This is a genomic window from Desulfoplanes sp., from assembly GCF_054921335.1.
Genome location: NZ_JBUDSQ010000025.1, coordinates 1 through 26,642, shown reverse-complemented (window position 1 = coordinate 26,642; position 26,642 = coordinate 1). Strand labels below are relative to the sequence as shown.

General features: G+C 52.2%; 16 protein-coding genes, 1 pseudogene and 1 riboswitch. Of the genes and pseudogenes, 10 read left to right on the top strand and 7 right to left on the bottom strand.

What is annotated here, in order from left to right:
* Positions 1–91: 91 nt before the first annotated feature.
* The 3 genes from ACY692_RS07465 to ACY692_RS07455 form a co-directional block, all read right to left on the bottom strand.
* Positions 92–2,098 carry a methyl-accepting chemotaxis protein gene (locus tag ACY692_RS07465; protein ID WP_462324728.1) on the bottom strand — a complete coding sequence of 669 codons (2,007 nt, stop codon included), beginning with the start codon at positions 2,096–2,098 and terminating at the stop codon, positions 92–94.
* Positions 2,099–2,332: 234 nt separating this feature from the next.
* A complete protein-coding gene (locus tag ACY692_RS07460) occupies positions 2,333–3,712 on the bottom strand; it encodes a sigma-54-dependent transcriptional regulator (protein WP_462324727.1) in 1,380 nt (459 codons plus the stop codon).
* A 14-nt stretch (positions 3,713–3,726) separates the two neighbouring features.
* Positions 3,727–6,144: a PAS domain-containing hybrid sensor histidine kinase/response regulator gene (locus ACY692_RS07455; RefSeq protein ID WP_462324726.1), complete on the bottom strand. Its 2,418-nt coding sequence runs from the start codon at positions 6,142–6,144 to the stop codon at positions 3,727–3,729.
* Between the two features lie 355 nt (positions 6,145–6,499).
* Between ACY692_RS07455 and ACY692_RS07450 the strand changes: the two are divergent.
* Positions 6,500–6,604, top strand: a pseudogene (locus ACY692_RS07450) (desulfoferrodoxin FeS4 iron-binding domain-containing protein); the annotation flags it as partial.
* A 233-nt stretch (positions 6,605–6,837) separates the two neighbouring features.
* Entirely contained in the window at positions 6,838–7,563 is a 726-nt protein-coding gene (gene prxU / locus ACY692_RS07445; protein WP_462324725.1) for a thioredoxin-dependent peroxiredoxin, read from the top strand.
* Positions 7,564–8,027: 464 nt separating this feature from the next.
* On the opposite strand, the gene ACY692_RS07440 is transcribed toward prxU, so the two are convergent.
* Both ACY692_RS07440 and ACY692_RS07435 read right to left on the bottom strand, forming a co-directional pair.
* Entirely contained in the window at positions 8,028–9,626 is a 1,599-nt protein-coding gene (locus ACY692_RS07440) for a sensor domain-containing diguanylate cyclase (protein WP_462324724.1), read from the bottom strand.
* Between the two features lie 165 nt (positions 9,627–9,791).
* Positions 9,792–10,433, bottom strand: coding sequence for a queuosine precursor transporter (locus ACY692_RS07435; RefSeq protein ID WP_462324723.1), 642 nt, complete (start codon positions 10,431–10,433; stop codon positions 9,792–9,794).
* Positions 10,434–10,575: 142 nt separating this feature from the next.
* On the opposite strand from ACY692_RS07435, the gene queF reads away from it, so the two are divergent.
* From queF to ACY692_RS07400, 7 genes are all read left to right on the top strand, one after another.
* The gene (queF, locus tag ACY692_RS07430; protein WP_462324722.1) at positions 10,576–11,079 is read left to right on the top strand and encodes a preQ(1) synthase; all 504 of its coding nucleotides are present in this window, start codon (positions 10,576–10,578) and stop codon (positions 11,077–11,079) included.
* 184 nt (positions 11,080–11,263) lie between these two features.
* Positions 11,264–12,193 (top strand): diguanylate cyclase domain-containing protein, encoded by a 930-nt coding sequence (locus tag ACY692_RS07425; RefSeq protein ID WP_462324721.1) that lies wholly within the window; start codon positions 11,264–11,266, stop codon positions 12,191–12,193.
* Positions 12,194–12,594: 401 nt separating this feature from the next.
* Complete coding sequence (locus tag ACY692_RS07420) at positions 12,595–16,059, top strand: response regulator (RefSeq protein WP_462324720.1); 3,465 nt, start codon at positions 12,595–12,597, stop codon at positions 16,057–16,059.
* Positions 16,060–16,388: 329 nt separating this feature from the next.
* A riboswitch (TPP riboswitch) is annotated at positions 16,389–16,488 on the top strand.
* Between the two features lie 118 nt (positions 16,489–16,606).
* Positions 16,607–17,854, top strand: coding sequence for an Nramp family divalent metal transporter (locus ACY692_RS07415; protein WP_462324719.1), 1,248 nt, complete (start codon positions 16,607–16,609; stop codon positions 17,852–17,854).
* Positions 17,851–18,465 (top strand): hypothetical protein, encoded by a 615-nt coding sequence (locus ACY692_RS07410; protein WP_462324718.1) that lies wholly within the window; start codon positions 17,851–17,853, stop codon positions 18,463–18,465. The genes ACY692_RS07415 and ACY692_RS07410 overlap by 4 nt, the downstream gene beginning before the upstream one ends.
* 135 nt (positions 18,466–18,600) lie before the next feature.
* Positions 18,601–19,467 carry a DMT family transporter gene (locus ACY692_RS07405; RefSeq protein WP_462324717.1) on the top strand — a complete coding sequence of 289 codons (867 nt, stop codon included), beginning with the start codon at positions 18,601–18,603 and terminating at the stop codon, positions 19,465–19,467.
* Between the two features lie 433 nt (positions 19,468–19,900).
* Entirely contained in the window at positions 19,901–21,652 is a 1,752-nt protein-coding gene (locus tag ACY692_RS07400; protein ID WP_462324716.1) for a bifunctional aspartate transaminase/aspartate 4-decarboxylase, read from the top strand.
* A 228-nt stretch (positions 21,653–21,880) separates the two neighbouring features.
* Here the strand turns inward: ACY692_RS07400 and ACY692_RS07395 are convergent, their stop codons facing one another.
* Together ACY692_RS07395 and ACY692_RS07390 are read right to left on the bottom strand one after the other, a co-directional pair.
* Positions 21,881–23,905 (bottom strand): CocE/NonD family hydrolase, encoded by a 2,025-nt coding sequence (locus ACY692_RS07395; RefSeq protein WP_462324715.1) that lies wholly within the window; start codon positions 23,903–23,905, stop codon positions 21,881–21,883.
* Positions 23,889–25,193 carry an ATP-grasp domain-containing protein gene (locus ACY692_RS07390; RefSeq protein WP_462324714.1) on the bottom strand — a complete coding sequence of 435 codons (1,305 nt, stop codon included), beginning with the start codon at positions 25,191–25,193 and terminating at the stop codon, positions 23,889–23,891. The genes ACY692_RS07395 and ACY692_RS07390 overlap by 17 nt, the downstream gene beginning before the upstream one ends.
* Before the next feature lie 331 nt (positions 25,194–25,524).
* On the opposite strand from ACY692_RS07390, the gene ACY692_RS07385 reads away from it, so the two are divergent.
* On the top strand, positions 25,525–26,487 hold the full coding sequence (locus tag ACY692_RS07385) for a YitT family protein (protein ID WP_462324713.1): 963 nt from the start codon (positions 25,525–25,527) through the stop codon (positions 26,485–26,487).
* Positions 26,488–26,642: the final 155 nt, after the last annotated feature.

Genomic DNA, 26,642 nt, shown 5'->3' with positions numbered 1-26,642 from the left:
GTACGTTCAAGGCAACCAAAGGGGTGCCCCTACGGATCGTCGCTTGGGTCAGAGGTTCGACGAAAACCCAACATGCCAAACTGGTTTTGGGTTAGAAACGTTCGAACTGATTTTCTGTCATACAATTTTCAAGCTGTAAATCGACACCGGTTGCCCCAGGCTTGTGCTTGCTCTCAACGGCACCGGATTCCGGCAACCGCCCCTGTCCACTGTCCGGAACCACGTTCACATTCTTGGGCACCATTGGGATATTTGCCCTGTTATTTCCTTGCTCGATAGTAAAAAAGGCCATGGTCGACTGGAGCTGTTCTGCCTGTGAGGAGAGCTCCTCGGATGTGGCCGCCATTTCCTCGGAGGCCGAGGCGTTTCGCTGCACGACCTGGTCGAGCTGCTGGACCGCCTGATTGATCTGTTCGGCACCCGCGTCCTGCTCCTTGCTGGCTGCGGCGATCTCCTGGACAAGGTCCGCTGTCTTGCGGATGTCCGGTACGATGTCGTCAAGCATCTTTCCGGCATGTTCCGCCTTGGCCACGCTCGAACCGGACAATTCGCTGATCTCGGCAGCGGCGTTCCCGCTGTTCTCGGCCAGCTTTCTCACCTCGGCCGCGACCACGGCGAATCCTTTGCCGTGGTCACCCGCCCTGGCCGCCTCGATGGCCGCGTTCAGGGCGAGCAGATTGGTGTTCCGGGCGATCTCCTCGATGATAGAAATCTTGTCCGCAATATTCTTCATCGCATCCACGGTTTCTCCCACGGCCGTACCCGTTTCCTGGGCATCTTCAGCGACCTTGACGGCTATTTTTTCGGTCTGGACGGCATTTTCCGTGTTCTGCCGAATATTGGCCGCCATCTCCTCTATACTCGAAGAAACCTCTTCTATTGATGCGGCCTGCTCAGTCGTTCCTTGAGAAAGCTGTTCGGAGGATGCGGAGAGTTCCTGGCTGCCCGAGGCCACGTTGGCACTGGCGGACTGCACGTCGGCCACGATCTTCTTGAGTTTGTGGACCATGGCGTTCAACGCGCCCGCAAGCAGACCGATCTCGTCCTTTTGGTCGATATCGACGTTCACCGTCATATCCCCCCCGGACATTCCCTCGGCAGCGACAACCCCCTTTTGCATGACCTGGACAATGGCCCGGGTGATCACGAAGGCGATCAATATGCCCAAGATGAGGGCCAAGCTGGTCCCGCCCATGAGAAACGTTCCAGCAGATGCGATCTGACTCTCCATCTTTTGTTTCTGGTCTTTACGGGCTGCGTCACAGGCATCATCGGTAGCGGCTGCCGCAGTGACCATGTGCTGCATCTGGACCTTCTGCTTGTCCATCAGATCTACATAATTCAAAAAATCTGTTTTATAGCCTTCAAGATCAGTAATAAACTTCTTCCCTTTTTCAATATTGGCCCGCGAACTTGATTGTAAAGCCACCTCTTGTGCGAGTTCCATCGCAGCCGCAAAATCGACGTTGGCCCTGTCGCGGGCTTCCGTGCTCCCTGAGCGTACGAATTCGAGTATATTTCTGTGGGCCTCCAATAGGTGGTACTGTATTCTGCCAGCATTGATCGTGTTTTGGAACCTGAGTCCAATCTCTTCTGTATCGAGAACGCTTGTATCTATACTTTCATTGAACTGGCGTGTTTGTTCGGCATGCATTGCCGCTGCCCCGGCAAGGACACGATCCGCTCGGGTCCGCATCCCTTCAAGGAGCGTTTTTTTCTGGTCCTCGAGATCGGCAAACAAACCAAAAAGCCGGTCGTATTCTCCGACGCGTTGGAACACCCTATCCATGAGCGCCTTTTCAGCCGGGTCATTGAATGTGTCCCGGCTTTGCTCGGCCTGGATTTGGAGGTGAGCCAGATTTTCATGTACCTTTTGGGCGTAACTAGATGACTTTTTATTCAAAAAATAGAGAGCTTGGATTCTTGCCCCCAATACATCCTCGACAATGACATTCATGTCGTCCGCGTTCCCACTCCTCTCGACGATTACATGCATGCTCTGCCAACCAATGAACGATACGGTCATGGTGAGCAGTAAAACGATGGCGAAGCCGCCTCCAATCTTTTTCCACAACAACATATTCTTGAACACTAACATTGTCCCCTCTTAATGTAACTAAATGATATTTATTATTTTTGTAAAAAAAAACAAAATAATCCGCCAGCTATACAACCACAAAAAAACTTACCTTAAGCAATAAAGATGCCTAAAATTTCTGGCGCACTAAACGAGTACTGTCTTAGCTCCTGAGTGGCCCACACAATAAAAAAAGTGCGTTTTTTCCGGAAATTTTCCGAAAAAAACGCACTCAATGTGCTTAAAAAGGACAATCTATTTTAAATTGTATTTTCTCAACAATTCATAAAATCGTGATCTACCAACGCCTGCAATCAAACTTGCTTTGTTTATATCAGAACTGTAATGCTCAAGTAATTTATTCAAATATTCCTTTTCTGCGCTTTCTATAGCTCTTGCTCTAAACTCTTTTAAAGAAGAAAAAAATGGTTCATTGCTTTTATTTATTGAATTCTCTAATTTATTTTGTATCTTAAAAATTCTTAAATTTTCTGGTAAATGCTTTATAAATAGTGTTTTTTCAAACCTTGAATTTATCAAACACTGTTCTATAACTCCAACAAATTCTCGTACGTTCCCAGGCCATGAGTACGATGCCAGGGTTTCGATAAATTCTGGCGAACATTTTTTCATATGTCCTTCGCCTTCAACAGACAGCTTCTTTAAATAATAATCCACCAATTCATTAATAATCGATGGCATATCCCGTAAAGGTGGTAGCGAAATGTGTATAGTATTCAGACGATAAAAAAGATCGCTCCTGAATGTATTAGATTCCACAAGGGAAGGAATATTTTTGTTCGTGGCCGAGATCAACCTAAAGTTACTCCGCCTTTCCTTATTACCACCCACAGGTCGAAAAATCCGGTTCTGGAGAACCCGTAAGAATTTTTTTTGTGTCTCCAAAGGCATCTCGCTGACCTCGTCCAAAAACAGAGTGCCCCCATCCGCCTGGGCGATCAGACCGTCATGATCCACGCTCGCCCCAGTAAAAGCCCCTTTTTTATGGCCAAATAAAATACTTTCGGTCAGGGATTCCGGCAAGGAAGTACAGTCTACAGTCACAAAAGGCTTATCACGATATCTGCTGTTTTTGTGTATAGCCCTGGCAAAAAGTTCTTTTCCGGTTCCGGTTTCTCCGGTGAGCAAAACATTGCTCTGTGTCGCCGCTGACTTGGACACGGAATCATAGACCTGCTCCAGGAGTATATCCGAACCGATGATTCCACCAAGGTCCGTGATCGGAGCGTCATCGACCTTGTTTTTTTCTGCTCGATATTGAAAAACTCTTTTTAATGACAGTAACATGTCTTTTTTTGAAAAAGGCTTTTGTATATAATCCCATGCTCCACACCGTATAGCAGTCCTAGCGCAATCTTTATCTCCAAGCCCTGTAATAATTATAACATCAGGCTTTGATGAAGCTTTTTTTATTATAGGAATTATATCAAGTGATTTTCCGTCAGAAAGAAAGATATCCAATATAACCAAATCAATTCTATAAGTATCTAAAATTTCTAAAGTTTTACTTTTTGTATGAGATATATATAGATTATAGTTTTTAGTTTCATCAATATTTTTACATATAGAATCACATAGGCTTTTATCGTCATCTGCTATGATTATATTTTTCATAATGCATCCAATAATTATTTTTGCTTTTTACTATGAAGTGATTCAGTAACGGCATTTATAAGTTTTTCAAAACTTGATGATTTATTAACGATGTGTTTTATGCTGGATTTTTCAATACCTTCACGTGATATTTTTCCGGAAAAACCAGTATAAAGTATTATTGGTGTTTGGTTGCTGCAATCATGCAACATCTTCGCTAACTCAAGCCCATTGATTTCCGGCATGAAATAGTCGGTGATCACCAAATCATAGTCTGGGTTCCTGCGGAATTCAATTATCGCCTTATAGGCATCACAATGGGCACAGACCTCCGCTCCCATTTTCCGGAGCATTTTGGTTACTGCATGAACGACCAATCGATCATCGTCAACGAGCATGATTTTCGCTCTTATTTTCGGAAAGGCAGGTAAAGAACCACGATCCATTTTTTTCGGTGGGACAGCAAACGACTTGGGCAAGAAGACCATAAAATTTGCTCCCCCTTCTTTTCTGTTTTCACAGAGGACATCCCCACCACAGCTTCTGGCTGCACCCTTGGCGATCGCCAGACCAAGCCCTGAACCGATTCTATTCTTCTTTGTGCTAAAGAATGTATCAAAAATACATTCTCGAATCTGATCGCTGATGCCGGGACCGTCGTCTTTTACTGATACTATCCAGTACTGACCATCCTCAAGATATGAATATTCACTGCTGCAGCTATTTAATTTTTCGAATTCGTACATATCTATATCAATATTACCGCGCTCACCGACTGCATCCTTGGCATTATTAATAATATTATTAACAATTCTGTGAATCAAAACACTATTAGAATTTACTACAGCGATATTGTTTGAAAGTTTATAATTTATTTTAACACCATCAGGTAAATATTTATCGAAAATATCTATTGATTCTTCAATAATTGGATCAAGAATTACATCCTGTACTTCTCTGTCATTTTTTCCTGATAAGTTGAATATCTGATCTACAAGGTCCCTCCCTTTTTTTGTAATACGGATAATATCATTAACATCTTGAATTGCTTTGTTGTTCTTATTTACCAAATACCGTAAATGTTCAGCATTCAAGAGTATAGGCGACAAAATATTATTGAAATCATGGGATATACCACCGGCCAACATTCCAATAGCTTTTAACTTTTCATCTCGTTGAAGCTTTTCTTTTAACCTAAGCTTTTCAGTTACATCCTGCATTATACTTATAAAAAGCTCTTCTCCGTCAACATACTTAAATACAGAAATACTCCCATAAAGTGTCTTTCTTTTTTCTTTATGGCATTTTTCTATGTATCCAGACCAAGTACGTTTTTTCTTTATGTATTCAACAATTTCATCAATAAAATTTTGGTCAAAAAATCTTTTAAAAATTATATTAAGATCATTTTCTTCATTGCTTTCAAGATTGTTCTCTATAAATTTTTTGTTTGCGTAACGTATAATAAAATTTTTATCAGAAATAACAATAGACTCTTGAGCATTTTCAAGAGCTTCGAGTAATATATCAACATTTTTCTTCGCCTGTTTCAGCTCTGTTATATCTAGAGCTGACGAAGCGACCATTTTAGTGCCAGGAATTACACTAACGGTTATTATTACGTTTTTCTTTGTGTTATCTTTTAGTTTTACATCTGCCTCATACACATTGGGAGCATATTTTTCATTTAATCGTATTTTTCTATAGTCCATCATCATTTTTACTGATTCTGGATAGAATAATTTTTGCCAATATAGTTTGTTTTCAACTTCGTCTTTTTTATAACCAAACATTTTTTCGAAGCATGAATTTACATATAAAATTTTAGAATTTTCATCAATTATAGTTGTTGTTACTCCTGTCGCTTCAAGAAATGCTCTATGCTGGTCTTCTGAGTCCAATAGTTTTATTTTTTGTTTATGTTCTTTTTTATTATTACTATCTATTAAAATGTTTTTCCAAAATTTTTTATCTGGTAATGTTATATTTTCGAAAATCTTACCATCAACACAAATCAAATATTCTTTTCGTTCTTCAAAAACCATATCGACAAGATATTTTCGGAAATATTTACTTTTTCCATAATTCAAATCTTCAAAACACATTTTTTCAAATTTATAATTTATATTTCTTTCATTGTTTGCATATACTTTCCTTGCCACTCCCAGCAACATACCCTTTTTGTTTTTTTGTATGGAAAAATACAAACAATTATAATTCGAATAAATTATTAAATGGACATATTTTATATTTTTTGAAAAATTTTTAAAAGTTTTTTTCCAGAGTGCACAAAATTTATTTTTGATATCCGATTTATTTTTATCAGTTCCAGTATATTCTATATCCAAAAATTTATCGTTATAGAATAATATATTACCCTCAAAATCAAATATAAAAGCTGGGTTATCGCACATTTCTATAACATCAACATAATCAGAAGATTCAATATCCATTACAAATCCTGATAATTTTATATAGTAATTTACGAGCAAACAACAAAATAAAACCAAATAAAACGCCTGTAATCATACCACAGTGTAAAACATGACGGAACGTAATTTTTTTTTGCGGTAGGTTTTATTATTATTTCCTAAATTCAGCCCAAAGACAAGGGGCCTAAAAATGACATGTGGGAACGGGGTAAATGTTGCCCTCCCCCCTTTGGACACCAATGGCCGCACGGTGTGCGGACGCGTACCATTCCCACAAGGACCGGCAGTCCCGGAATCCCGATCAAAGCTTGTTTTTATCCTTGGTTTCATTTATCGTCTATTTCCACGTCAACCATTGTGTACAGGGAGGATCATCATGACCCAGGTCGGAGAAATCTACAAATGCGAATTGTGCGGGAATGTCGTCGAGGTCAAGGAGGCTGGCGGAGGGGAGCTGGTCTGCTGTGGCGAACCCATGGAGAAACAGGAGAGCTGACCGGACCGGCCGGTACAAAGGGCACGGGCTAAAGGATTGCCCCGTGCCCTTTGTACCGGCATGCATCGGATATCTGCGAGGAACGCGGCCCGCTCGGTTGGGACAAACGGATGCCCTCTCCCACACAACCTGCGCCGAGCCAAGAGCAGAGTCGCTCAATTATCCACATCGCAGTGATTGTTTTTTAGCTAGTCACCAAACCCATAAGGAGGCTGCATATGGCAGAAGAAAAGCCCCTCAGTTGCGCTCGTCCCACAGGCGGCGTGGTTGGCGAGGCCCCCAAAGAGCAGGACGTACCCGTACACCCAGCAACCGAACAAGGAGAAGCCACCATGGTCACAGTCGGCAAAAAGGCCCCCGATTTCAGCGCACCCGCGTTTTTCGAAGGCGGATTCACCTCGGTCAATCTGTCCGATTATCTGGGCAAATGGGTGGTTCTCTGCTTCTATCCCGGCGATTTCACCTTTGTCTGAGCCACGGAAATCTCGGCGGTCGCCGAGAAGCATGCCGAATTCGAAAAGCTTGGGGTCCAGGTTCTCTCCATGAGCGTGGACAGCATGTTCGTCCATAAGATGTGGATCGATCATGAAATCTCCAAAATGGTCACATCGGGCAAGGTGCCCTTCCCCATGCTCTCCGATGCCGGGGGCAAGGTGGGCGAGGCTTATGGTGTCTATGACCAGGACGGCGGCGTGGATGTTCGGGGCCGGTTCATCATCGATCCGGACGGTGTCATCCAGGCCATGGAAGTGCTCACCCCGCCCGTGGGCCGCAATGTCCTGGAAAGCCTTCGCCAGATCCAGGCCTATCAGCTCGTCCGCGAGAGCAAGGGCACCCAGGCCACCCCGTCCGGCTGGAAGCCGGGCAAGGACACCCTCAAACCCGGCCCCGAATTGGTGGGCAGGGTCTGGGATGCATGGTCCGTGGACAAGGCCTTTGATTAAACCAGGCATCGTGTAATACACCGATTATACCACAACAAAAGGGATTGAACCTGGGTTCAATCCCTTTTTAAACCAGAACCACTTTGAAACATGATGTTTTCAAAATGGATTTTGGATGTACGTTCAAGGCAACCAAACCGTAGGGGCACCCCTTGCGGATCGTCGCTTGGGGCAGAGGTTCGATGAAAACCCAACATTCCAAACTGGTTCTGGTTTAGTATTTGCCAGCCGTAAAAAAACTACGCGTTCGAAAGGCACCGTTTCCGAGCCGAATACCACAGGTCCCCCCGTCGTTATCCCGGCAAAGGCCTGGATCTTGAACGACCGGGAGACTGTCCTCAAAGCCAACCGGTCAGCCACATCCTTCAAGATCCCGGATCAAATCCAGGATGGGAGATTGGCCCGCCCGAATTTGCCGTCTGTGTCTGCCATCCGTGTTACAGTCCGTGTCCTGCAACCACTCCCTACCGGGTAACCACCCGGTTCCTCCCGCCTTCCTTGGCTTCGTACAGATTGTTATCCGCCCTCTTAAGGGTCTCGTCCATGGTTTCACCCTGCTGGTGCTGGACGACCCCGAGGCTCAGGGTAACGGTCAGGTCCTCGTTGATCACGGTCTCTTCCATGGTCGCACGTATCCGTTCGGCCACCTTGCCGGCCACGTCCAATTTGGTTTCAGGCAGGAGCAGCAAAAATTCTTCCCCGCCCCAGCGGGCAAAAACATCTGTCTCCCGGATATTTTTACCCGTTTGGGCGACCACTTCTTTGAGCACCATATCGCCGACATCGTGTCCCCATGTGTCGTTGACATTCTTGAAGTGATCCAGATCGAACATGATCACGGAAAAAACCGTATCATAACGATGGTGTCTGCTGATCTCACGGGTGAAGTATTCCTCCAGCTTCCATCGATTCAGGATGCCGGTCAGTTGGTCTCGGGTGGCCAGAGCTTCCAATTCCGCTGTCTGGTCTTCGATGATCTTTCTGAGCTGCCTGCTCCCGAAATACCACCCCACGATCAGAAAAATCTGCAACACAACCAGGCTGGCGACAGCGATAAGGATGGTGTTGTAAAAACGGGACCTGTAAGCCGTCCATTTAGCAGTGATGTCTCTCCACGCCAACACCTTACCCACATCGGGCAATTCATGATTGAGATTTCCACGGTAGTCACGAAGGGAGAACATGGCTACCTGGTACCGCTGCCCATTCAACTCAACCAGATTACAGTCATTCGATCCTACAGTAATTTTTTGGGATAGAGCCTTTTCAAGAAGAATTTTCGTCATCTTCAACGAACGGGTGGAATCCTCGATAAAAAAAGAACCTACACTGCTCAATGGACCAAACTTCTTGGCCACGAATTCATCCCACATGTTTTTTTCGATATGCTTCTTAGTGAGCAAAACGGCAAAATCCGTGGACAGGGATTGACTCAGGACATCCAGAAGAAACGAAAATGATGTACCGGCCTCCAGAGCTCCTATATGGAGCTTTTCGCCTACGTTTGTATCGGTAATGAATACAGGTATGACCCCGCGGATTCCCGAATAGATGCGGCCCGTCTCAAAACCTCGCGTGGGCGTGAGCAAGGCATTGGCGTCGACGATGGTGTACCGAACATGGTCCATGTTGTCGCCGTACTTCCCGGGCTTGTGAACCCGCAAAAACGACGTGGACCCCGGTCCAAAATGGAAATGGAGCTGCCTGACATCATAGTTGTCATGCATGACGTCCCAACTATTCCTGACACTCTCGAAGAGAGCCTTGCGGATCTGTTTGACCTCCGGGGCATCGTAATCCATATCATTTTTCTCCAATATTCGCGAAGCCTGAAGAAAAAGATGCTGAATGAGCGGATCGTGCCCCACATAGGTGGCGATCTGCTGCATGGCGATGGATTTTTCTTCAAGGGCAAGATTGAAGGTGTCGCGCGTTCCTTCCGACCACAGACAAATAGCGTCACGCAGATCGTTTCTGTCAGAAAAGTACGTGAACACGACAAAAACGCCGTGTGTCACGAAGAGGAGCACGGAGAGGAGGATGAGGTATTTGTTGTTTTTCATGATCTCGGAATGGTTGATGGTTCCTCGCGATAATGCGTGTGCAACCTATCTCGTACGTGTCGGAACGGGGCTCTGTCCAGCACGGTCCCAACATTGATCAGGAGTCAGGCGTTTATCGATAGTGAAAAACTTCGGATCCGCCATCCTCCAGCTCAACCGGCGCGTTTACCTGCAAACCGGTTCAGGCTTGCCTGTCATGCGCCCCCGCAGTATGGACACCCCCAGATAGACGAAGGGGGTATCCAACACGGCAATGGCCATTTTGGCGGTCCATTGGCCGATGATGATGGGAAGGAGAGGCATTGTTCCGTAAAAGGCCAGACTGATGAAAATGGTCGAGTCGAGGAGTTGGGAAAGGGCCGTGGACAGATTGTTGCGCAACCAGAGGTGCTTGCCGCCGGTTGTCGTTCGAAGAAGATGGAACAGCCACACGTCGTGGGTCTGGCTGACTCCATAGGCGACCAGAGAGGCGAGCACGATCCGCGGAGTGATGCCGAAAACCGTGTCAAAGGCCGTCTGTTCGTTCCAGAAGGGCGCCGAAGGCCAGTGCAGGGCGAGGGATGAAAGAACCATGGCCGCCGCGAGGGCAACGAATCCGCAACGAACCATCTGTGTGGCCCGGTGTTTGCCCCAAATCTCGCTGATGATGTCCGACACGGCAAAGGTGACCGAATACGCCAGGACTCCGGCCGGCACGTACAGACCGAAAAAATCCACTATCTTGCCGGATACGACCGCGGCAATGACCAGCCCGCCAACAAAGAGACCGACCAGCAGGGTATACACCCCGTGTTCGTCGTCATACATACGCTACCTCGTTTGGATAAACAGTCCAAAAAAACAAAGATCCGCTCAGGGAAAACAGTCCCAGGCGGGGCCTCAAACCAAAAGACATTCTGTCAGTGGATTGCCGGAACGTCTGGAAAAAGTCAAAACAAAGGAGCAGTCCATGTCAATCAGCAAAAGCTGCGATACAACCGATCACCTCAAAACCCTGGGCCGGGGAGGGGAGACCACCTACGTCCAAAAAGGCCCCGACGCCGGGATCATGGAAACCTTTCCGAACAACTTTCCCGAACGCCCCTATATCGTGAGCATCGAATTCCCGGAATACACCTCCCTGTGTCCCGTGACCGGGCAGCCCGATTTTGCGACCATCGTCGTGGAATACATTCCGGGCGAACGTATCGTGGAGTCCAAGAGCTTCAAGCTGTACATGTTCGCGTACCGCAACCACCAATCCTTCATGGAAACCATCACCAACCAGATCCTCGAGGACATGATAACGGCCCTCGATCCCCTGTGGGTCCGTGTCAAAGGACTTTTTGCGCCCCGCGGGGCAACGGGACTGCATGTGTTTGCCGAACATTTCAAGGCTGGTCATCCCCTTGAAACCGGTGTCCGGGAAACGGTCAGGGAGTGGAAGGTGGAAGCAGGACGCCACCTGGCCTAGTTGTCTGGCAATTTACGGTTGCGCCCGCCATAAGATCCGTGGTAATTATCATACTTACCATCGGCGTACGACAACCTTCTGCTATCATATTCTCTCGAGTGACCATCCCGGCATGTATCCGGAATGGTCGCTTTCCATTCCCTCGGCATTCCAACAGCACCAACACGACAAGTGCAGGACCCACATGAATTCTTCCGATCAGAATGATACCAGGCCCAAAATCCTCATCGTCGATGACAACAAACAAAATATCGAACTCCTCATGGAACTCTTCCGGGGCGAGTACCGTATCGCCGCCGCGGTCAATGCCGCAAGGGCCATGAAAATCGCCCTATCCGACTCTCCGCCCGATCTCATTCTCACGGACATTCTCATGCCCGATGTCGACGGGTACCAATTGTGCGGACTTCTCAAGGAAAATCCAGCCACCAAGGATATTCCAATCATTTTTGTGACCGCTGTTTCCGAAGTCATGGACGAAAACAGGGGATTCGCCCTCGGTGCCGTGGATTACATCACCAAGCCCTTCCATCCCCCCATGGTCAAGGCACGGGTCCGCTTGCATCTGAACCTGAAACGCAAGCAGGAACTCCTGGAGCAATTTGCGTTCATCGATGCCCTGACGGAAATCCCCAACCGGCGACGTTTCGACGAGGTCATGGCCAGTGAATGGAACAGGGCGACCCGGACCGGGACCCCCCTTTCGCTCATTTTTATGGATATCGATCACTTCAAGGAATACAACGACACCTACGGCCACGGACGGGGGGACGATTGCCTGCGAGAGGTGGCCGGGGCGATCAAGCGGTCCATGCGCCGGGCCGGGGATTTTGTGGCCAGGTACGGCGGCGAAGAGTTCGCCGTTGTTCTTCCCTATGTAACCCATGCCGAGGCCATGGTTCTTGCGGAGCGGATCCAGACAAACGTGGGCAAATTGGCCATCAGACATGATGCCTCGGACGTTGCGGAATACGTCAGCCTGAGTCTTGGAGTGGCCACGTCCATCCCCCGACAGGGTACGGCCGGAACGACCCTTCTGGAAGCGGCCGACAAGATGCTCTACGGGGCCAAGGACACGGGGAGAAACACCCTGCGCGGCATCGATCTGGTATGAAAAACGGTTTGAGATTTTATGTTTGGCTCTTATTGCGTTTCGGGGGCCTACTCACAATGCAAGGTCGCTCCCCCCTGGGAACGCCGAGCGTCTGCTCGGCACTGCGTTGACTACATGGCAGGAACAAGGGCAGATGATGCCGGCCAGACAGTATAAAGCTGTACCCTTCAGCTGTTGCTCGAAACGCCGAGCAGACGCTCGGCGTTCCCAGGAAAAAACTCGTTTGGAAGGCCAGTTGTCGTACTGATTCAATGATACTTGGCCAGGAAGAGACAGGCCCCCGGAATCCAACAAGAGCCTTATGTTTTAGGTGGCAGGACCGACAATCTATCAATGTGACCGGAGGCTATCTTCTGTCCCGTCCGTGCAGTCTCCCCGAACCCCCAATACCCCTCCCCCTTATGCACAAACAATCATCCTTCACCCGCCTCCGCAGTCTGAGTATCGGACACTATCTGACCATCGTCTTTCTTCTCCTGTCCGTATCCATCACTGCATTGACTACCTTTGCCCTGTACCGGGCCGCGTCCAGACAGGTCACATCCGATGTCAGAACCCGCCTCCGCGACATCGTTTCCCTGTCTGCCCAATTGGTCGACGTGGACCTGCTGACCACCCTGACCGATGCCGAACAGAGCGGTTCATCCACCTATGACAGGGTCCAGGAAACATTGCAGGCCATCCGGGACGCTTCCAGTGATATCGCCTTTGTCTACACCCTGCGGGCCCATGAAGACGGCTCCATCCATTTCATCGTCGATGCCGAGGACGATCCCGAACTCGAGTTGACCGTGGACCAGCCCTACACGGATGTCAGCCCTGTTCTCCAACGCCGGTTTCCCCATTTGTCCGACACATTTGTAGAAAACAATTTTTATACCGACCAATGGGGAACCTGGCTTTCAGGATATACCCCCCTGTACGGCTCCGATGGGCAGCGCAAGGCAATTCTGGGGTTGGATATCTCCGTGGCCACCCTGGCGGCCTACAAACGGCAGATCCTGTTTCTGGCCATGGGAATTTTCGGCCTGAGTCTGCCCCTCATCTGGGTGGCCGGGTTATGGCTGGGTCGACGCATCGGGGAACCGCTCAAAACCATGCAAAAGGGGGCCGAACGCATCGCTTCGGGCGACCTGGATATGCGTCTGGACATCCCTGTCGGCCGGGAGGTTGCCGGTCTTGCCGTGAGCATGAACGACATGGCCGCCCATCTCAAGGCCAGTCACGAAGAACTCGACGGTATGCTCCGGAAGTACCGCAATATTTTTGAAAACGCCTCCGAAGGCATGTACCAGACCAGCATGGACGGGACCCTACTCACCGCCAACCAGGCCATGATCGTTACGCTGGGATACGACTCCTTCGAGGAGATGACCGCCGGAATCCACCACATCGGCGAGGATATGTACGAAAATCCGGAAGAACGTCAGGCAGTCATCGCGGCCCTGCAGGAAACCGGGAAGGTCCAGGCAATGCAGGTGCGCATGAAGCACAAGGACGGGCACGTCTTCTGGGGCGAGATCAACGCCCATGTGCAGGAATATGAATCCGGCAACCGGATCATCGAAGGAACCCTCCAGGATGTGACCATACGGCGGGAAAAGGAGCACGCCGAAACCAGACGCCGGGCCGCCGAAGAGGCCTCCAAGGCCAAGAGCGAATTTCTGGCCAACATGAGCCATGAAATCCGTACCCCGCTCAACGCCATCATGGGGCTGACCGACCTGGTCATGCGCACCAATCTTCTTTCAAACCAAGAGGAATACCTAAAAAAGATCAAAATATCTTCCAAGTCGCTCCTGGCTGTGATCAACGACATCCTTGATTTTTCCAAGATCGAGGCGGGCCGGCTCGAACTGGAGACCGTAACGTTCTCCCTGTACGAGGTCATGTCCAATATCTCGGAAATGTTCGCCTATACGGCCCATGAAAAGGAATTGGAGCTGCTGGTCTCCATTGACAAGGAGACCCCCTGCGCCCTGCTCGGCGATCCTGTTAGGCTCGGCCAGATCCTGATCAATTTGACCGGCAACGCCCTCAAATTCACCCATGAAGGGGAGGTCACCATTTCGGTGGCCCCGGATGCGGACCAAGAAGGTCTGACCGGAGACGAGATCAGATTGCGTTTTGCCGTGCAGGACACGGGCATCGGTATCCCCGACGACCGGTTGCAGACCATCTTCGACTCCTTCACCCAGGCCGACGGGTCCACGACCCGCAAGTACGGAGGCACCGGGCTGGGGCTGACCATCTGCCGCCAATTGAGCCGACTCATGGACGGGGATATCGGGGTCACCAGCGATAAAGATGCGGGGAGCTGTTTCTCGTTCAGTGCCGTGTTCACCCGCCAGCCCGCCGACCAGCAGATCGCCCTGTCTCCCCCCAAGGATCTTCGCGGGCTGCGCGTCCTCATTGTGGACGACAACAGGACCGCCCTGGACATCATGCAGGGGTCCATTGCCGCGTTCAGCATGGAGGCGGTCACGGCTTCATCGGGAACAGAGGCCCTCAAGATTCTGGAGAACACAGCAAAGCCTTTTGATCTGGTCATCCTGGACTGGAAGATGCCCGGCCTCAACGGGTTGGAAACGGCCCGGGAAATCCGGCAGAAACTCAAACTGGAAAAGATGCCGGTCATGTGCATGGTTTCCGCCTATGGCCGCGAAGACCTCATCCAGCAATCCGACAAAACATTTCTGGATGCGTTTCTGCACAAACCCGTGAACCAGTCCCTGCTCTTCGACACCATCATGGATCTCTTCGGCAGGCATGACTACGCGGTCTCCGGGGACAATGGAGGGCGGCAAGAAGATATTTCCGTAGCGGATCTGACCGGCGTTCGGGTCCTTCTGGTCGAGGACAACCTCATCAATCAGGAAGTGGCCCTGGAATGGCTGCACAGCGCGGGGGTGACCACGTCCGTGGCATCCGACGGCAAGAAGGCGCTTAAGGCCTTGGAGCAGGAAATTCCGGATGTGGTCCTCATGGACGTGCAAATGCCTGAGATGGACGGGTTCGAGGCCACCGGGTATATCAGAAAGGACGCAAGATTCGACACCCTCCCGGTCATCGCCATGACCGCCCATGCCCTCAAGGGAGATAAAGAGCGATGCATGGACGCGGGCATGAACGATTATCTGACCAAACCCATCGACCCGGACAAACTCTTTGCCACTCTGGCCGCATGGACGGGACGGACAGTGGAAACCCGGCAGCCGGAAAATCCCGCTGCACCCCGGGAACAGGAACCGCAGGCATTGACGATCGATGTCCCCGGCCTGGACACGGAACAGGGACGTGCCCGGGCCAACAACAATCTCAAGCTCTACCGCAAACTCCTGACCACCTTTGTCCGCGACTTTGCCGGGGCTGAAGCCACCATCCAGGAACTGCTGGCCAAAGGGGAAAAGGAGGACGCCCGGCGCAACGCCCACTCCATAAAGGGGGTGGGAGCCAATATCGGAGCTCTTGGATTGTCCGGCCTGGCTGCTGAGGTGGAAACATGCATTGCCAATGATGCGAAGATTCCCGAGCCCTTGTGGGAGGAATTTGCAGATACCCTGCAACAGATGATTGCGGGTCTCGGAGCGTCCGAACTCATGCAGGGAGCTTCCCAAACCGGTAAAGACAAGGGGACGGTAGACGCCGATCCCCGGGAATGCCGCGCCCACGTAGCGACCATAGCCTCCCTGCTCGATGAGGATCTAGACAGAGCCAGAAAGACGCTGGAAACGATCCTGCCCGCGCTGGCCGCCCTTGTGGGCCGGGAAAAATGCGACACCCTGGCCGAGTATATGGATGACTTTGCCATCGAGGAGGCTGAGGAATCGCTGCAGGAGATAGGAAGAGAATTGGAGCAGGTGTGATGCCTCGTACGCGGGGCATGGTGCGTAGTGCGCAGTACGCCGGGCTCACAGTCCACCTGCGGTCCAAGTTATCTCCTCCACGTATGGTGGTATCCTGGACCAGAAATTGGATCCAGGGGCGGATATGGAATCCGGTAGGGGCGGATATGGAATCCGGTAGGGGCGGATATGGAATCCGGTAGGGGCGGATATGGAATCCGCCCCTACCGGGTCACGATGCATATGAGATTACTATGCTATCCCCCGTCCTCCCCTTAAAACCTACAACGTAAAACCTAAAACCGCCCTCCCCCCCCCATTGACATCCCATCCCCATCCCATCTATCCGGACCGTTCGCTAGGGGAGTTTCATACTGAGAGTCCGATTCCGGACGACCCTTTGAACCTGATCCGGGCAATACCGGCGGAGGGAAGCGGCTGTTCATTCGGGGTACGTGCAGTCAACCGCGATTGTATGGACTCAATCCATGATCCTTTGCAGCCGCCCTTTCCTGATGGAACGGCGGCTTTTTTGATTGCCATGGAGCATAACCAAGGAGCATGAAGAATGACCACGATGTCTGCACCCAAAGTGAATACCGCAAGTGCCCCTCCAGCCGGTATCATCAGCCGATTCGGCCCGGCCTGGGTCGTCAGCGCGGTGGCGGCCGGGCCTGCGACCATGGCCTCCGTGGCCATTGCCGGGGGGACCTTTGGGTATTCCTTTTTGTGGGTCGTTGTGCTCAGTGGACTGTTGGCCTGTATCAACCAATACATGGCCGCCAAGACCGGGATCATTGCCGGAAAGGGGATCATCCGCATTGTCGAGGAACGCTGGGGAAGGACCTGGGCCCTGATTCTCATGGTCGACGCCCTGCTGGCTACCTGGCTGGCGGCTGCGGCATTGATGAAGGCCCTGGTCGGGGTGACCGGACTGGTGACCGGATTGGCCACGCCGCTGTGGGGTGTGTTCTGGGCAGGACTGCTGGGATTTCTTCTGATCCGGGGCGGGTACGGTCTTCTGGAAAGGGTGAGCAAGGGGCTTGTATCCCTGGTGGTTCTCTGCTTCATGGTCACGGCCATCAAGGTCAGACCGGATCTCGGGGCCATGCTGTCAGGACTGGTACCGACCTTTCCCAACCAGGGACAGGGCGCGCTGATGATGGCGGCCATCATGGGCGGGGCCGTACACATCACCATCATCGCCATGCACAGTTATACCGTGAACCAGCGGGGATGGTCCCCCAAGAATCTTCCCCTGGCCGCCATGGACACCTTTTTGAGCATGTTTGTGGCATTCGGCCTGTACAGCACGGCCATTTTCATCACCGGCGCGGCCTGGCTGCATCCCCGGGACATCGAGATCAGAACCGCCTTTGATCTGGCCCATGCACTGACACCGGTTCTAGGTCCCTATGCCGGACCCATATTTCTGGTCGGGCTGTCCGCGGCCGTGCTCTCTACCATCACCCCGACGTTCATGGCGGGTGGGTTCTTTCTGGCCGACGCGTTTGGTTGGAACAAGGATCGCACAAATCCACAATCCAGAATGGCCATTCTGGCGGGATGTCTGGTCAGCCTGGCAGGTCCCCTGCTCCCGGGCGGCTGGCTGATCATGCTCGTGATCATGCTGGCCCTGGGATTGTGCGGGACCCCGCTGATCATCGGTATGAACCTGATTCTTCTGAACTCGAAATCCTGGGCTGGTGAACACGCCAACGGTATCCTGGTCAACGTGCTCGGCCTTATCAGTCTGCTGCTGACCACATTTCTGGCCGGAAGATGGATCATGCTCAAATTGGGAGTAATGCCATGACGGCACAGGGTGTCCTCCCGACTGAACAACTCATCGGGCGTAGAACGATCATCACCGGTGGGGTGAACACGGGCAAGACTACGTTGACCGGCTACTGGGGCGATGAAATCCGGGACTGCATGCAGGACAAGATGTCCACTCCCATCGTCGCGGTCCTTGACATGGCACCTACCGTCCCCATGGAACTCTCGGGACGCACCCAGGGCGGTCCCATAGGCGGTCATGTCATCTTCAACCACTCCACCCCGGACCTCCTCTTCAAGGGCGGCATCCACCCTCCCAGACTCATGGGAACCTCGCCCAAACACATTATTACCCTGGCCCGGGAAAATAGAGGCCACATTGAAACATGGTTTAACCGTTTGGTGAACGGCGACAGGGTCGATCTTTTGATCATCAACGACATGAGCATCTACCTCCAGGCCGGCAAGGCCGAAACCATGGCCACCGTACTCGATCACGCCCACACCGTTGTTGCCAACGGCTACAAGGGCCAAACCCTGGGCACGGATTCCCTGAGCCGGACGGAAAAAAGGCGCATGGACAAAATCGAGCGGTATTTCGATGCCGTTGTTCCCATGGCAGACAAACCGAATGGGCCGTATTTTTGATATGGGAGAGGACAGAATTCGGCCAAGCCATAGTTTCAAGTTTTAGGTTTTAAGTTCAAGCGTTTATAGAATTTTCTTGTTTTTTATGGCTCCCCTTATCCCGGCAATCTTTACCCCTTACAACGGTATTCATCCATGCGTATTTACTTTCTTCTGCTCGGTTCGGTATCCATCTGGGGAGCGACCTGGATCTCCGGCCGGATTCTGGCCCAGGATATGGGGCCGTTTTCAGCGGCGTTCCTGCGGTTTCTGGCCGCATCCATATTTCTGTTTCTCTGGTCCTGCCGGATGAACCGACGGCTTCCGTCCTTCAGACGAGAAGATTTTCCCGGGCTGCTTCTTTTGGGGATCAGCGGGGTGTTCAGCTACAATTTCTTCTTCTTTTCCGGCCTGCAAACTGTCGCCGCTGGACGGGCCGCCCTGATAATCGCCTGCATCCCGGTGATTATCTGTCTGGCTTCGGCCCTGATCTTCAAGGAACCCCTCACCAGAAAAAAAATCATCGGCACCCTGCTTTCCCTGACCGGGGTGTCCATTGTTCTGGCCAAGGGCAATCCCCTGACGCTCCTGCAGTCCCCTCTGTCCACCGGTGATTTGTTCATCCTCGGCTGCGTGGCCAGCTGGACGGTCTATTCCCTGGCCGGCAATCGGGTCATGCGCCGCGTCAATCCCCTGGAGGCGGTGACCTGGTCATGCATCATCGGCGACACCATTCTCCTCCCCTTTGCCCTGCACCATGGGCTCCTCAACGACATCGCCCGTTCAATACCCCGGGACTGGGGCCATATTCTCTTCCTCGGGGTCATCGCCACGGGCATGGCCTTCACCTGGTACTACCAGGGCATCAAGACCATCGGCCCGGCCCGGGCCGGGATCTTCATCAATCTGGTCCCGGTCTTTGCCGTGATTCTCGGATCCGTCATCCTTGGCGAACCCGTGTATATCTCCCTGCTCGTCGGAGGTACGCTGACCCTCTCCGGGGTCTGGCTGACCAACAGATAAGGGCCGGCTACGCCCAGGATCGAGGATAGTGCGCAGAAGGGAATATGTGGTCATTCACTGACTCAATCAAAGATCTCAAGTAATTATACCATTTGTACTTTGTTCTGATTCTTTTTGGGAAAGTCAGCTCCGCAAGGTAGAAACGCCTTCCAGCCGCTTTTCTTCGACCAGAATTTAGTAAAAATGGTATTAGACTTGCGAAGGGGCGTCAGGTAGCGCCTTCGTATTGCCCAGGATTCAGGCCGTTGCCGTGGCTGTCGGGGCTCTTCGAAAATCCGCCCCCAAACATGGCAACCTGCTTGCCCCACTCGACAGTTGCATGGAAAGGATTGGTGGATTAGGGATGTATGACAAACGGGTCGAACCATGGTGGCCCCAGCCCGTTTGCTGGGGTATCGCCATATCCGTGCCAACCACCATCAAGGAGTGAACCATGTCCGATTCCTCGAAGCATCCCTTTTTAAACGAGCTGGCGCATGAAACGCAGAAGGGCAATGTATCCAGGCGGGATTTTCTCAAATACGCTTCCCTTCTGGGAGTTTCTCTGCCGAGTGCGGCCATGCTCATCGGCCTTGATCCGGACACGGTCGTTGCCAAGGTGGCCAAGACCAATCAAAACTGGGCCGCACTTCGGGAGGAAAGTCCTTTTGAGATAAAAAACATGCTCATCAAGCGTGCCCATGATGCCGTCGACAAAAAACCGGGCATGGAGGTTCTCAACGCCGGACGGGGCAATCCCGACTTTCTGAACACCACGGTGCGCAAGGCCACGGCACTGCTCATGCTTTTTGCCGCCACCGACGCAGAATCAACCAACGGCTCGCATAAGCCCGACATCGGCTACCGGGTGAACAAAGAGGGACTGGCCAATCGATTGAAAGTATTCGTTAATGCCCATCGCGATGAACCAGGCGGTGCATTCCTCAAAGAGGCCGTGGATTTCGTCCTGAGCAAGGTCGATATGCCCCCCGATGAAATCGCCTTTGAGCTTGTGGATGCGATCCAGGGGGATTTTTATCCTGATCCGCCCAGAATCCTACCCGTGGTTGAAGATATAGTGAACCGCTATCTGTCCAAGATCGTCTTTTCCGGACATCCCCCCAAAGGGTCCTTCCATCTTTTTGCCACGGAAGGAGCCACCGCAGCCATGATCTATGTGTTCAATTCCCTTAAGGCCAACAAGGTATTGAATCCCGGCGACAAGGTGGCCATTGTCACTCCTGTTTTTTCTCCGTACCTGGAACTCCCGGTGCTCGCCGATTATGACCTGAAAACCGTGTATGTCTCCGGCGACGAAGAAAAAGGCTGGCAGATCGATGATTCCGAAGTGTCCAAGCTGAAAGATCCGGCAGTCAAGGCCCTGTATATGGTCAATCCCACCAATCCGACCTCGGTTGCATTGAACACGGACACCATCGAACGGATGTCCGCGACCATCAAAAAACACAACCCCGATATGATCATCATATCGGACACGGTCTACGCCAGCTTTGTGGATACATTCGACACCTTTGGACGCTATCTCCCCGAGAATATCATCGGGGTCTATTCCTTTTCCAAGTATTTCGGCGTAACCGGCTGGCGGCTGGGGGCTGTCATGATCCACGAGAACAGCGTGGTGGACAGGATCATCAAAAAATTGCCCAAAAGAGACCAGGCCCTGCTCGACCTGCGGTATCGCCTCACCTCTACCAACCCGGAGGAGATCAAATTTTTCGAACGGCTGGAAATGGACTCCAGAGAGGTTGCCCTGGCCCACACCGGGGGCTTGTCCTGCCCCCAGCAGGTTGCCATGACCCTGTTCGCCCTGTTTGAACTCCTTGACCCACAGCTCGAATACAAAAAAAACATCATGGCCATTCTCAAGGAAAGATGGTCTGCCCTGTACGGGGCGCTCGGGATCGAGGAACCCACCGGGAACAACCTGACCCGGTATTACGCCCTGATAGACCTCAAAAAATTGGCCGAAATGAAAAAGGGCAAAGCCTTTGCCGCCACAATGACCAAAGGCCATCCCCTGGATTTTCTCTTCCGACTTGCCGACAACCAGGCAACGATCTGTCTCCCAGGCCGGGGTTTTGCCGGGCCGGAATGGTCGCTTCGGGTCGCCCTTGCCAATATCGACGCCAAAGACTGCGTCCGGGTGGGGCAGGATATTCTCAAGGTCCTGGATGGATATTCGTAAGACACCCATGGAGTTCCCTTGGGGACAATGCGGATGATACTCCCTCACCGTAGGGTATACCCCCTCAAGGATCCCCCTTCCAAACGGAAAGGGGATCCTTGGGGGTACAAACATGCGATTGGACCACGCCTCTTATGTTCCTGCAACAACCAAGACAAGGCGTGCCGTGTCTCTCTACAGCCGATGCCTCCGTTCCTCCCGTCTCCGTTCCTCCCGCCTCCGTTCCGTTCACACCAAATCCCTGGGTATGGTGACGATCCAGTTCTCTGAGAACACTCGGGCGTCCTCTTCATAGGCATCGAGTTCCGCCCGAATGTGGAAATCCGTCCGGGTCGAAGTGAGTACGGTTTGGGTCCTTGTGCGCACATTCCAATCCTTGCGTCTGAAGCGACGTTCGCAAACGGTTTTTCCCATGACCGAATTGAAGTCATTTCCGGTATAGACATACCATTCCCGGGCACTCCGTCCCAGTTCCAGGTCGATCTCCCTGATCTGTTTGACCCCGTTGTCGTTGATGACCTTCAACGTGGACACGTCAGCTGCCAAATCCCTGAGAACGCTCCAATTGTGTTCTTCAGGCCGCAATGTCTCCATACGCAGGGGCGGGGCCGCCTCGGGCGAGCCCAGGTCGCGTAGCCGCCGGTCCCCGTTTCCGGTGTTCTGGAAAACCGGAAGAAGAATACCGCTGCTCCCCGTATGGACGACGACCTGCGCCGGACCGGGAGCGGGCCAGGCCAGGGGCCAATACGACGTGGAGATGGCTATGCGCATCCGATGCCCCGCCGGGAACCGGTGGGCGATGTGGTTTAAATGGATGCGGACCCGGTACCGCTCGCCCGGAACCAGGGGAACCGGTCGTTCCGAACCGTCACGGTGGGTAAGATTGAGCAGCCCGTAGGTTATCCTGGTTGTTTGCTGGTCCGACCGAATATCCGAGAGCCTGACAGCGAGCATGGCCACGGGACGGTTGGATCCGATATCCAGGACCATGACCGGCTCGCCCAGGATCTCCAGGGGGACGTCCAAGGGGGGACTGTCATAGACCAAGGCCCCACCATCTTCCTGACGTTGATCATGGGGCAGATCCGGGGCATCGGCATAGGAACACCACTTTCCTGCGAACAGCCCCAATCCCAGAGGGGATTGGACCGGATGGGCTTCTTTATCGGCCTGGTCGGCACGGACGAGCATTCTTCCCGGAGTCAGACAATACTTTTCCGTAACCACGGCTGAAGACGGCCATCCGTCGACCCCCACCCAACGTCCCGGCCGGTAGCAATACTGTGTTGTCGGGGGCACGCTCTCCTGCATCCACACCCTGAGCATGGGCTCGTCCATGATGCCGGTACGCACTCCCTTGAGCCAGGTATCCCACCAGCGTACGGCCTCCTGCAAAAATCCAACGGCCGGTCCCGGCGTTCCCAGGTGGGGATATTTGTGCCCCCACGGTCCGATCAATCCCCTGCGGGGCACATCGAGTCCGGCAAGAAGACGGAACACCGCGTTGGAATATCCATCGGCCCATCCGCTCACGGCCATGACCGGGCAGGTGATGGCGGAAAAATCCTCGCACACGGACCCGTGTTTCCAATATTCATCCCTCCGCTGGTGACCCAGCCATTTTTCCAACCACAGTCCACTTCCCTCCAGCCGTTCCAGCCACATATCGCGCCAGCAATCCCCGACAATCGCCGGGTCCGGGGGACACGAATTGTAGGCGAACATGGTCGAGGCCCAGGAAAGATTGTCCCCGAGAAGACACCCGCCCATGCGGTGGACATCGTCGGCGAACCGGTCGTCCGTGGAGCAGGCGGTGATGATGGCCCCCAACTGGCGTGGACGCATGGATGCCAGTTGCAGTCCATTGAATCCCCCCCAGGAGATCCCCATGATCCCGACCCGCCCATTGCACCACGGCTGTTTTTCCAGCCATCTGAGAATGGCCAGCCCATCTTCGAGTTCCCGGGCAAGATACTCGTCCTCGAGCACCCCCCCCGAATCACCGCTCCCCCGTATATCCACCCGTACGCCGGCGTATCCATGGCCCGCGAAATAGGTGTAGATCTGGGTGTCCCGGCTGCGCATGGAATCGCGCTTACGGTATGGAATATATTCCAGAATGGCCGGAACCCCTTCCCTGCCGACATCCTCCGGCAACCAGACACGCGCGGCCAGCCGGGTCCCATCGTCCAAGCCTATCCACATATTTTCGTGCACGACCACTTTATGGGGGAAATCACGGACAATACGCATGCCCACCTCCTCTGGTCTCGATGACAAAGGGAAGAACCGACCGGGCCTCCCGATACTTATGGACAAGTTCCTCTTGTGAGTCCGCCCCGAGGTAGAGCACGGCAAATTCATAGCTGTAACTGTCCTGTTCCCGGAGTGAGGAAAGGATCTGCCCGGGACGAACCTGGATGAGGAGCTGTGCCTCCGGAAAACGTCTTTTGAGTTTTTGAACATCTTCGGGGCCGGGAACCCGACGGACCACGCCATTTTCAAAGGAGCGGAGCATGAATTTGGCCGCCAGGGAAAACGCTCCCTGCCTATGGGGAAATCCGGGTTCCTCTCCCAGGGCGACATCGATCATCACCGCATGGTTGGATTCCCCATCCACCAGGCGGAACAAGGGACAGTGGGACTTGGAGATCCGGGTATTGATTTCCAGAAGGCGGATGGCATCATCGGTCTCGTTCCAATAAAACTCGATATTGAACGGGGAGTCCATATACCCGACATGGGTCATGACCCTTGCGGTGGCCGCCTCCATCCTTTCGAGCACTTCCCGGGGGAGGGCCGAGGGGTATTGGTACCGGGTGAAACACGAGGGATGATCATCGTCACGGATGGAATCGACCGTGCCGTAGACACGGACAATACCATCGAGCACGTATCCCTCCAGCGTGCATTGGCGTCCTTGGGAAATCAACGACTCGGCAATACAGTGGTTCCCGTCCACCTTGTGGATCGATGGGGGAAGACCGGCCATGTCCATGAAGATATTGAAGGGCTGGGCAAACCGATAGATGTTCTTGCGGATGATCCCCAGACTGGTTTCAAAGTCTTCACGGGATCCAATGCGGAATCCCAGATGGGAACATACGGATTTGACCGGCTTGATCCAGAAGGGAAAGTCCAGTTTGCAGTCGGGATGTGGGCTGAAGGGATCGACGGCGCAAAAATCCGGGACCATTTCCCCAACGACCTCTTTTTGGAGGACCCGGCCGAGATATTTGTGTTCACATCCCAGAACCGCCTCCAGTGTCGGACCCGGGAGGCCGAGGGATTTTCTCAGGACCGGAAGGATAGTGCTGACCGGAAAATCCCAGTATCCGACAATGGCGTCCACGGACTCTTGGAATCCTGCCAATCGATGGTGGTAGCGTTTGAGAAAGCTGAGCACGTCAAACCGGTCAACGCATTTGATATCCCTGGTGCCGATCAGCGAATAGTAGTGGTACGAGGAACTTTTTTTCAGACCATTCATTTCAGTCATATTGAATGGGTCCGTGCCGACAATAAAAATATTTCTACCCATTACGCGCTCCATTCCGGTGGACATTTTTTCTGGGACATCCACAAGGGGCCGGTGTTTCCTGGAATTCCGGAATATATCCACCCTTCACGGATGGTAGAAGTATCGGGACATGAGGGGGTATAAAAAAAACATAAAATGACAGTACGTTACCGAAAATACGGCAGATCGAATAGTTATTACGGTCGAGCAAAAAATATACTTGCAAGGTTCGTACTCGAGATGTAGGGGGGCGTGCCGCGTCAGTCATTCAGGGGATCCCAGCGCGATTCCCGCCAACATGTACGGACAGGACAGGTTTGAAACACCTCTTTTCCTCTGATAGGTAACACACATGAATATTACGCAAGAAATCAAGAGACGTAAGGAACGAAAGATCAATCACAAGGAACGGGCCAAACGCCGATTGGAACTGCCGACCTGGACCAAGGTACAGCGTCTGGCCGTGACCCAGTTGATGGTCCTGGCCGGTGCCGCCTTGGCCGCGGGGAGCTATGTTCTCTTCCAGGTTCCGTTCAAATTGGCGGCCGGAGGCGTCAGCGGGCTTGGGATTATCGTCAACCATTACACGGGATTCCCGGTCGGGGTCTTTTTCCTGGTCGCGAACCTTCCCTTGCTTGTCTGGGGATACTTCCAGCTTGGTAAATGGCCCTTTGTCTGTTCGTCCCTTGTGGCCGTCTTGACGTTTTCTTTTGGGGCCGACGCTTTCAACCACTTTCTTCCTCTGGCAATCCATCCCTACCCGATCACCCATGACAAACTCTTGGCCGCCATTTATTCGGGCATCGCTTACGGGCTGGGCATGGGGCTCATCTACCGGGCGGGTTCGTCCATCGGCGGGACGAGCATCCCTGCAAGGATTTGGCACCGCAAGACCGGATTCCCCATGAGTCAGGTGGTCATGTACACGGACGTGGCCGTTATCGCCCTGGCCGGGATCGTCTTTGAATGGGAGCTGGCCCTGCTCGCCTTTTTGACCCTCCTGCTTTCAGGCATGGTTTCGGATTTTGTCATCGAGGGGGCGAGCCAGTTCCGTACAGCCATGATCATCACCAACCAGCCCGAGATCATCCGTTGGGGGCTCATGAAAGAACTGGGGCAGGGGGTGACCATGTGGGATTCCACCGGGGGCTACACCGGCCAAAAACGGACCATGGTCTATTGTATGGTCCGCAGATCCCAGGTCGGCGACCTCAAACACGCCATGGCCCGTCTCGATCCGGATGCCTTCATGGTCATCGGCGTTGTCCAACAGGCCTGGGGAGGATTCGGATGCAGATCCCTGCGTCAGGAATGAGACATACAGATTTTACCAACAAATCAATAGACATGACATTTTATCAGTACGTTTGACTGAAAAAAAATATATGTCGTACATAAAAAAAGAGCGAACATTCTGTTCGCTCTTTTTTTATGTACGACAACAGTGAACCAATATTTTTTATGGACAAT

Excerpts from the sequence above, each read along its gene's own strand:
- ACY692_RS07465 (WP_462324728.1), bottom strand. The coding sequence starts at position 2,098 with ATGTTAGTGTTCAAGAATATGTTGTTGTGGAAAAAGATTGGAGGCGGC.
- ACY692_RS07460 (WP_462324727.1), bottom strand. The coding sequence starts at position 3,712 with ATGAAAAATATAATCATAGCAGATGACGATAAAAGCCTATGTGATTCT.
- ACY692_RS07455 (WP_462324726.1), bottom strand. The coding sequence starts at position 6,144 with ATGGATATTGAATCTTCTGATTATGTTGATGTTATAGAAATGTGCGAT.
- ACY692_RS07440 (WP_462324724.1), bottom strand. The coding sequence starts at position 9,626 with ATGAAAAACAACAAATACCTCATCCTCCTCTCCGTGCTCCTCTTCGTG.
- ACY692_RS07435 (WP_462324723.1), bottom strand. The coding sequence starts at position 10,433 with ATGTATGACGACGAACACGGGGTGTATACCCTGCTGGTCGGTCTCTTT.
- queF (WP_462324722.1), top strand. The coding sequence starts at position 10,576 with ATGTCAATCAGCAAAAGCTGCGATACAACCGATCACCTCAAAACCCTG.
- ACY692_RS07425 (WP_462324721.1), top strand. The coding sequence starts at position 11,264 with ATGAATTCTTCCGATCAGAATGATACCAGGCCCAAAATCCTCATCGTC.
- ACY692_RS07420 (WP_462324720.1), top strand. The coding sequence starts at position 12,595 with ATGCACAAACAATCATCCTTCACCCGCCTCCGCAGTCTGAGTATCGGA.
- ACY692_RS07415 (WP_462324719.1), top strand. The coding sequence starts at position 16,607 with ATGACCACGATGTCTGCACCCAAAGTGAATACCGCAAGTGCCCCTCCA.
- ACY692_RS07410 (WP_462324718.1), top strand. The coding sequence starts at position 17,851 with ATGACGGCACAGGGTGTCCTCCCGACTGAACAACTCATCGGGCGTAGA.
- ACY692_RS07405 (WP_462324717.1), top strand. The coding sequence starts at position 18,601 with ATGCGTATTTACTTTCTTCTGCTCGGTTCGGTATCCATCTGGGGAGCG.
- ACY692_RS07400 (WP_462324716.1), top strand. The coding sequence starts at position 19,901 with ATGTCCGATTCCTCGAAGCATCCCTTTTTAAACGAGCTGGCGCATGAA.
- ACY692_RS07395 (WP_462324715.1), bottom strand. The coding sequence starts at position 23,905 with ATGCGTATTGTCCGTGATTTCCCCCATAAAGTGGTCGTGCACGAAAAT.
- ACY692_RS07390 (WP_462324714.1), bottom strand. The coding sequence starts at position 25,193 with ATGGGTAGAAATATTTTTATTGTCGGCACGGACCCATTCAATATGACT.
- ACY692_RS07385 (WP_462324713.1), top strand. The coding sequence starts at position 25,525 with ATGAATATTACGCAAGAAATCAAGAGACGTAAGGAACGAAAGATCAAT.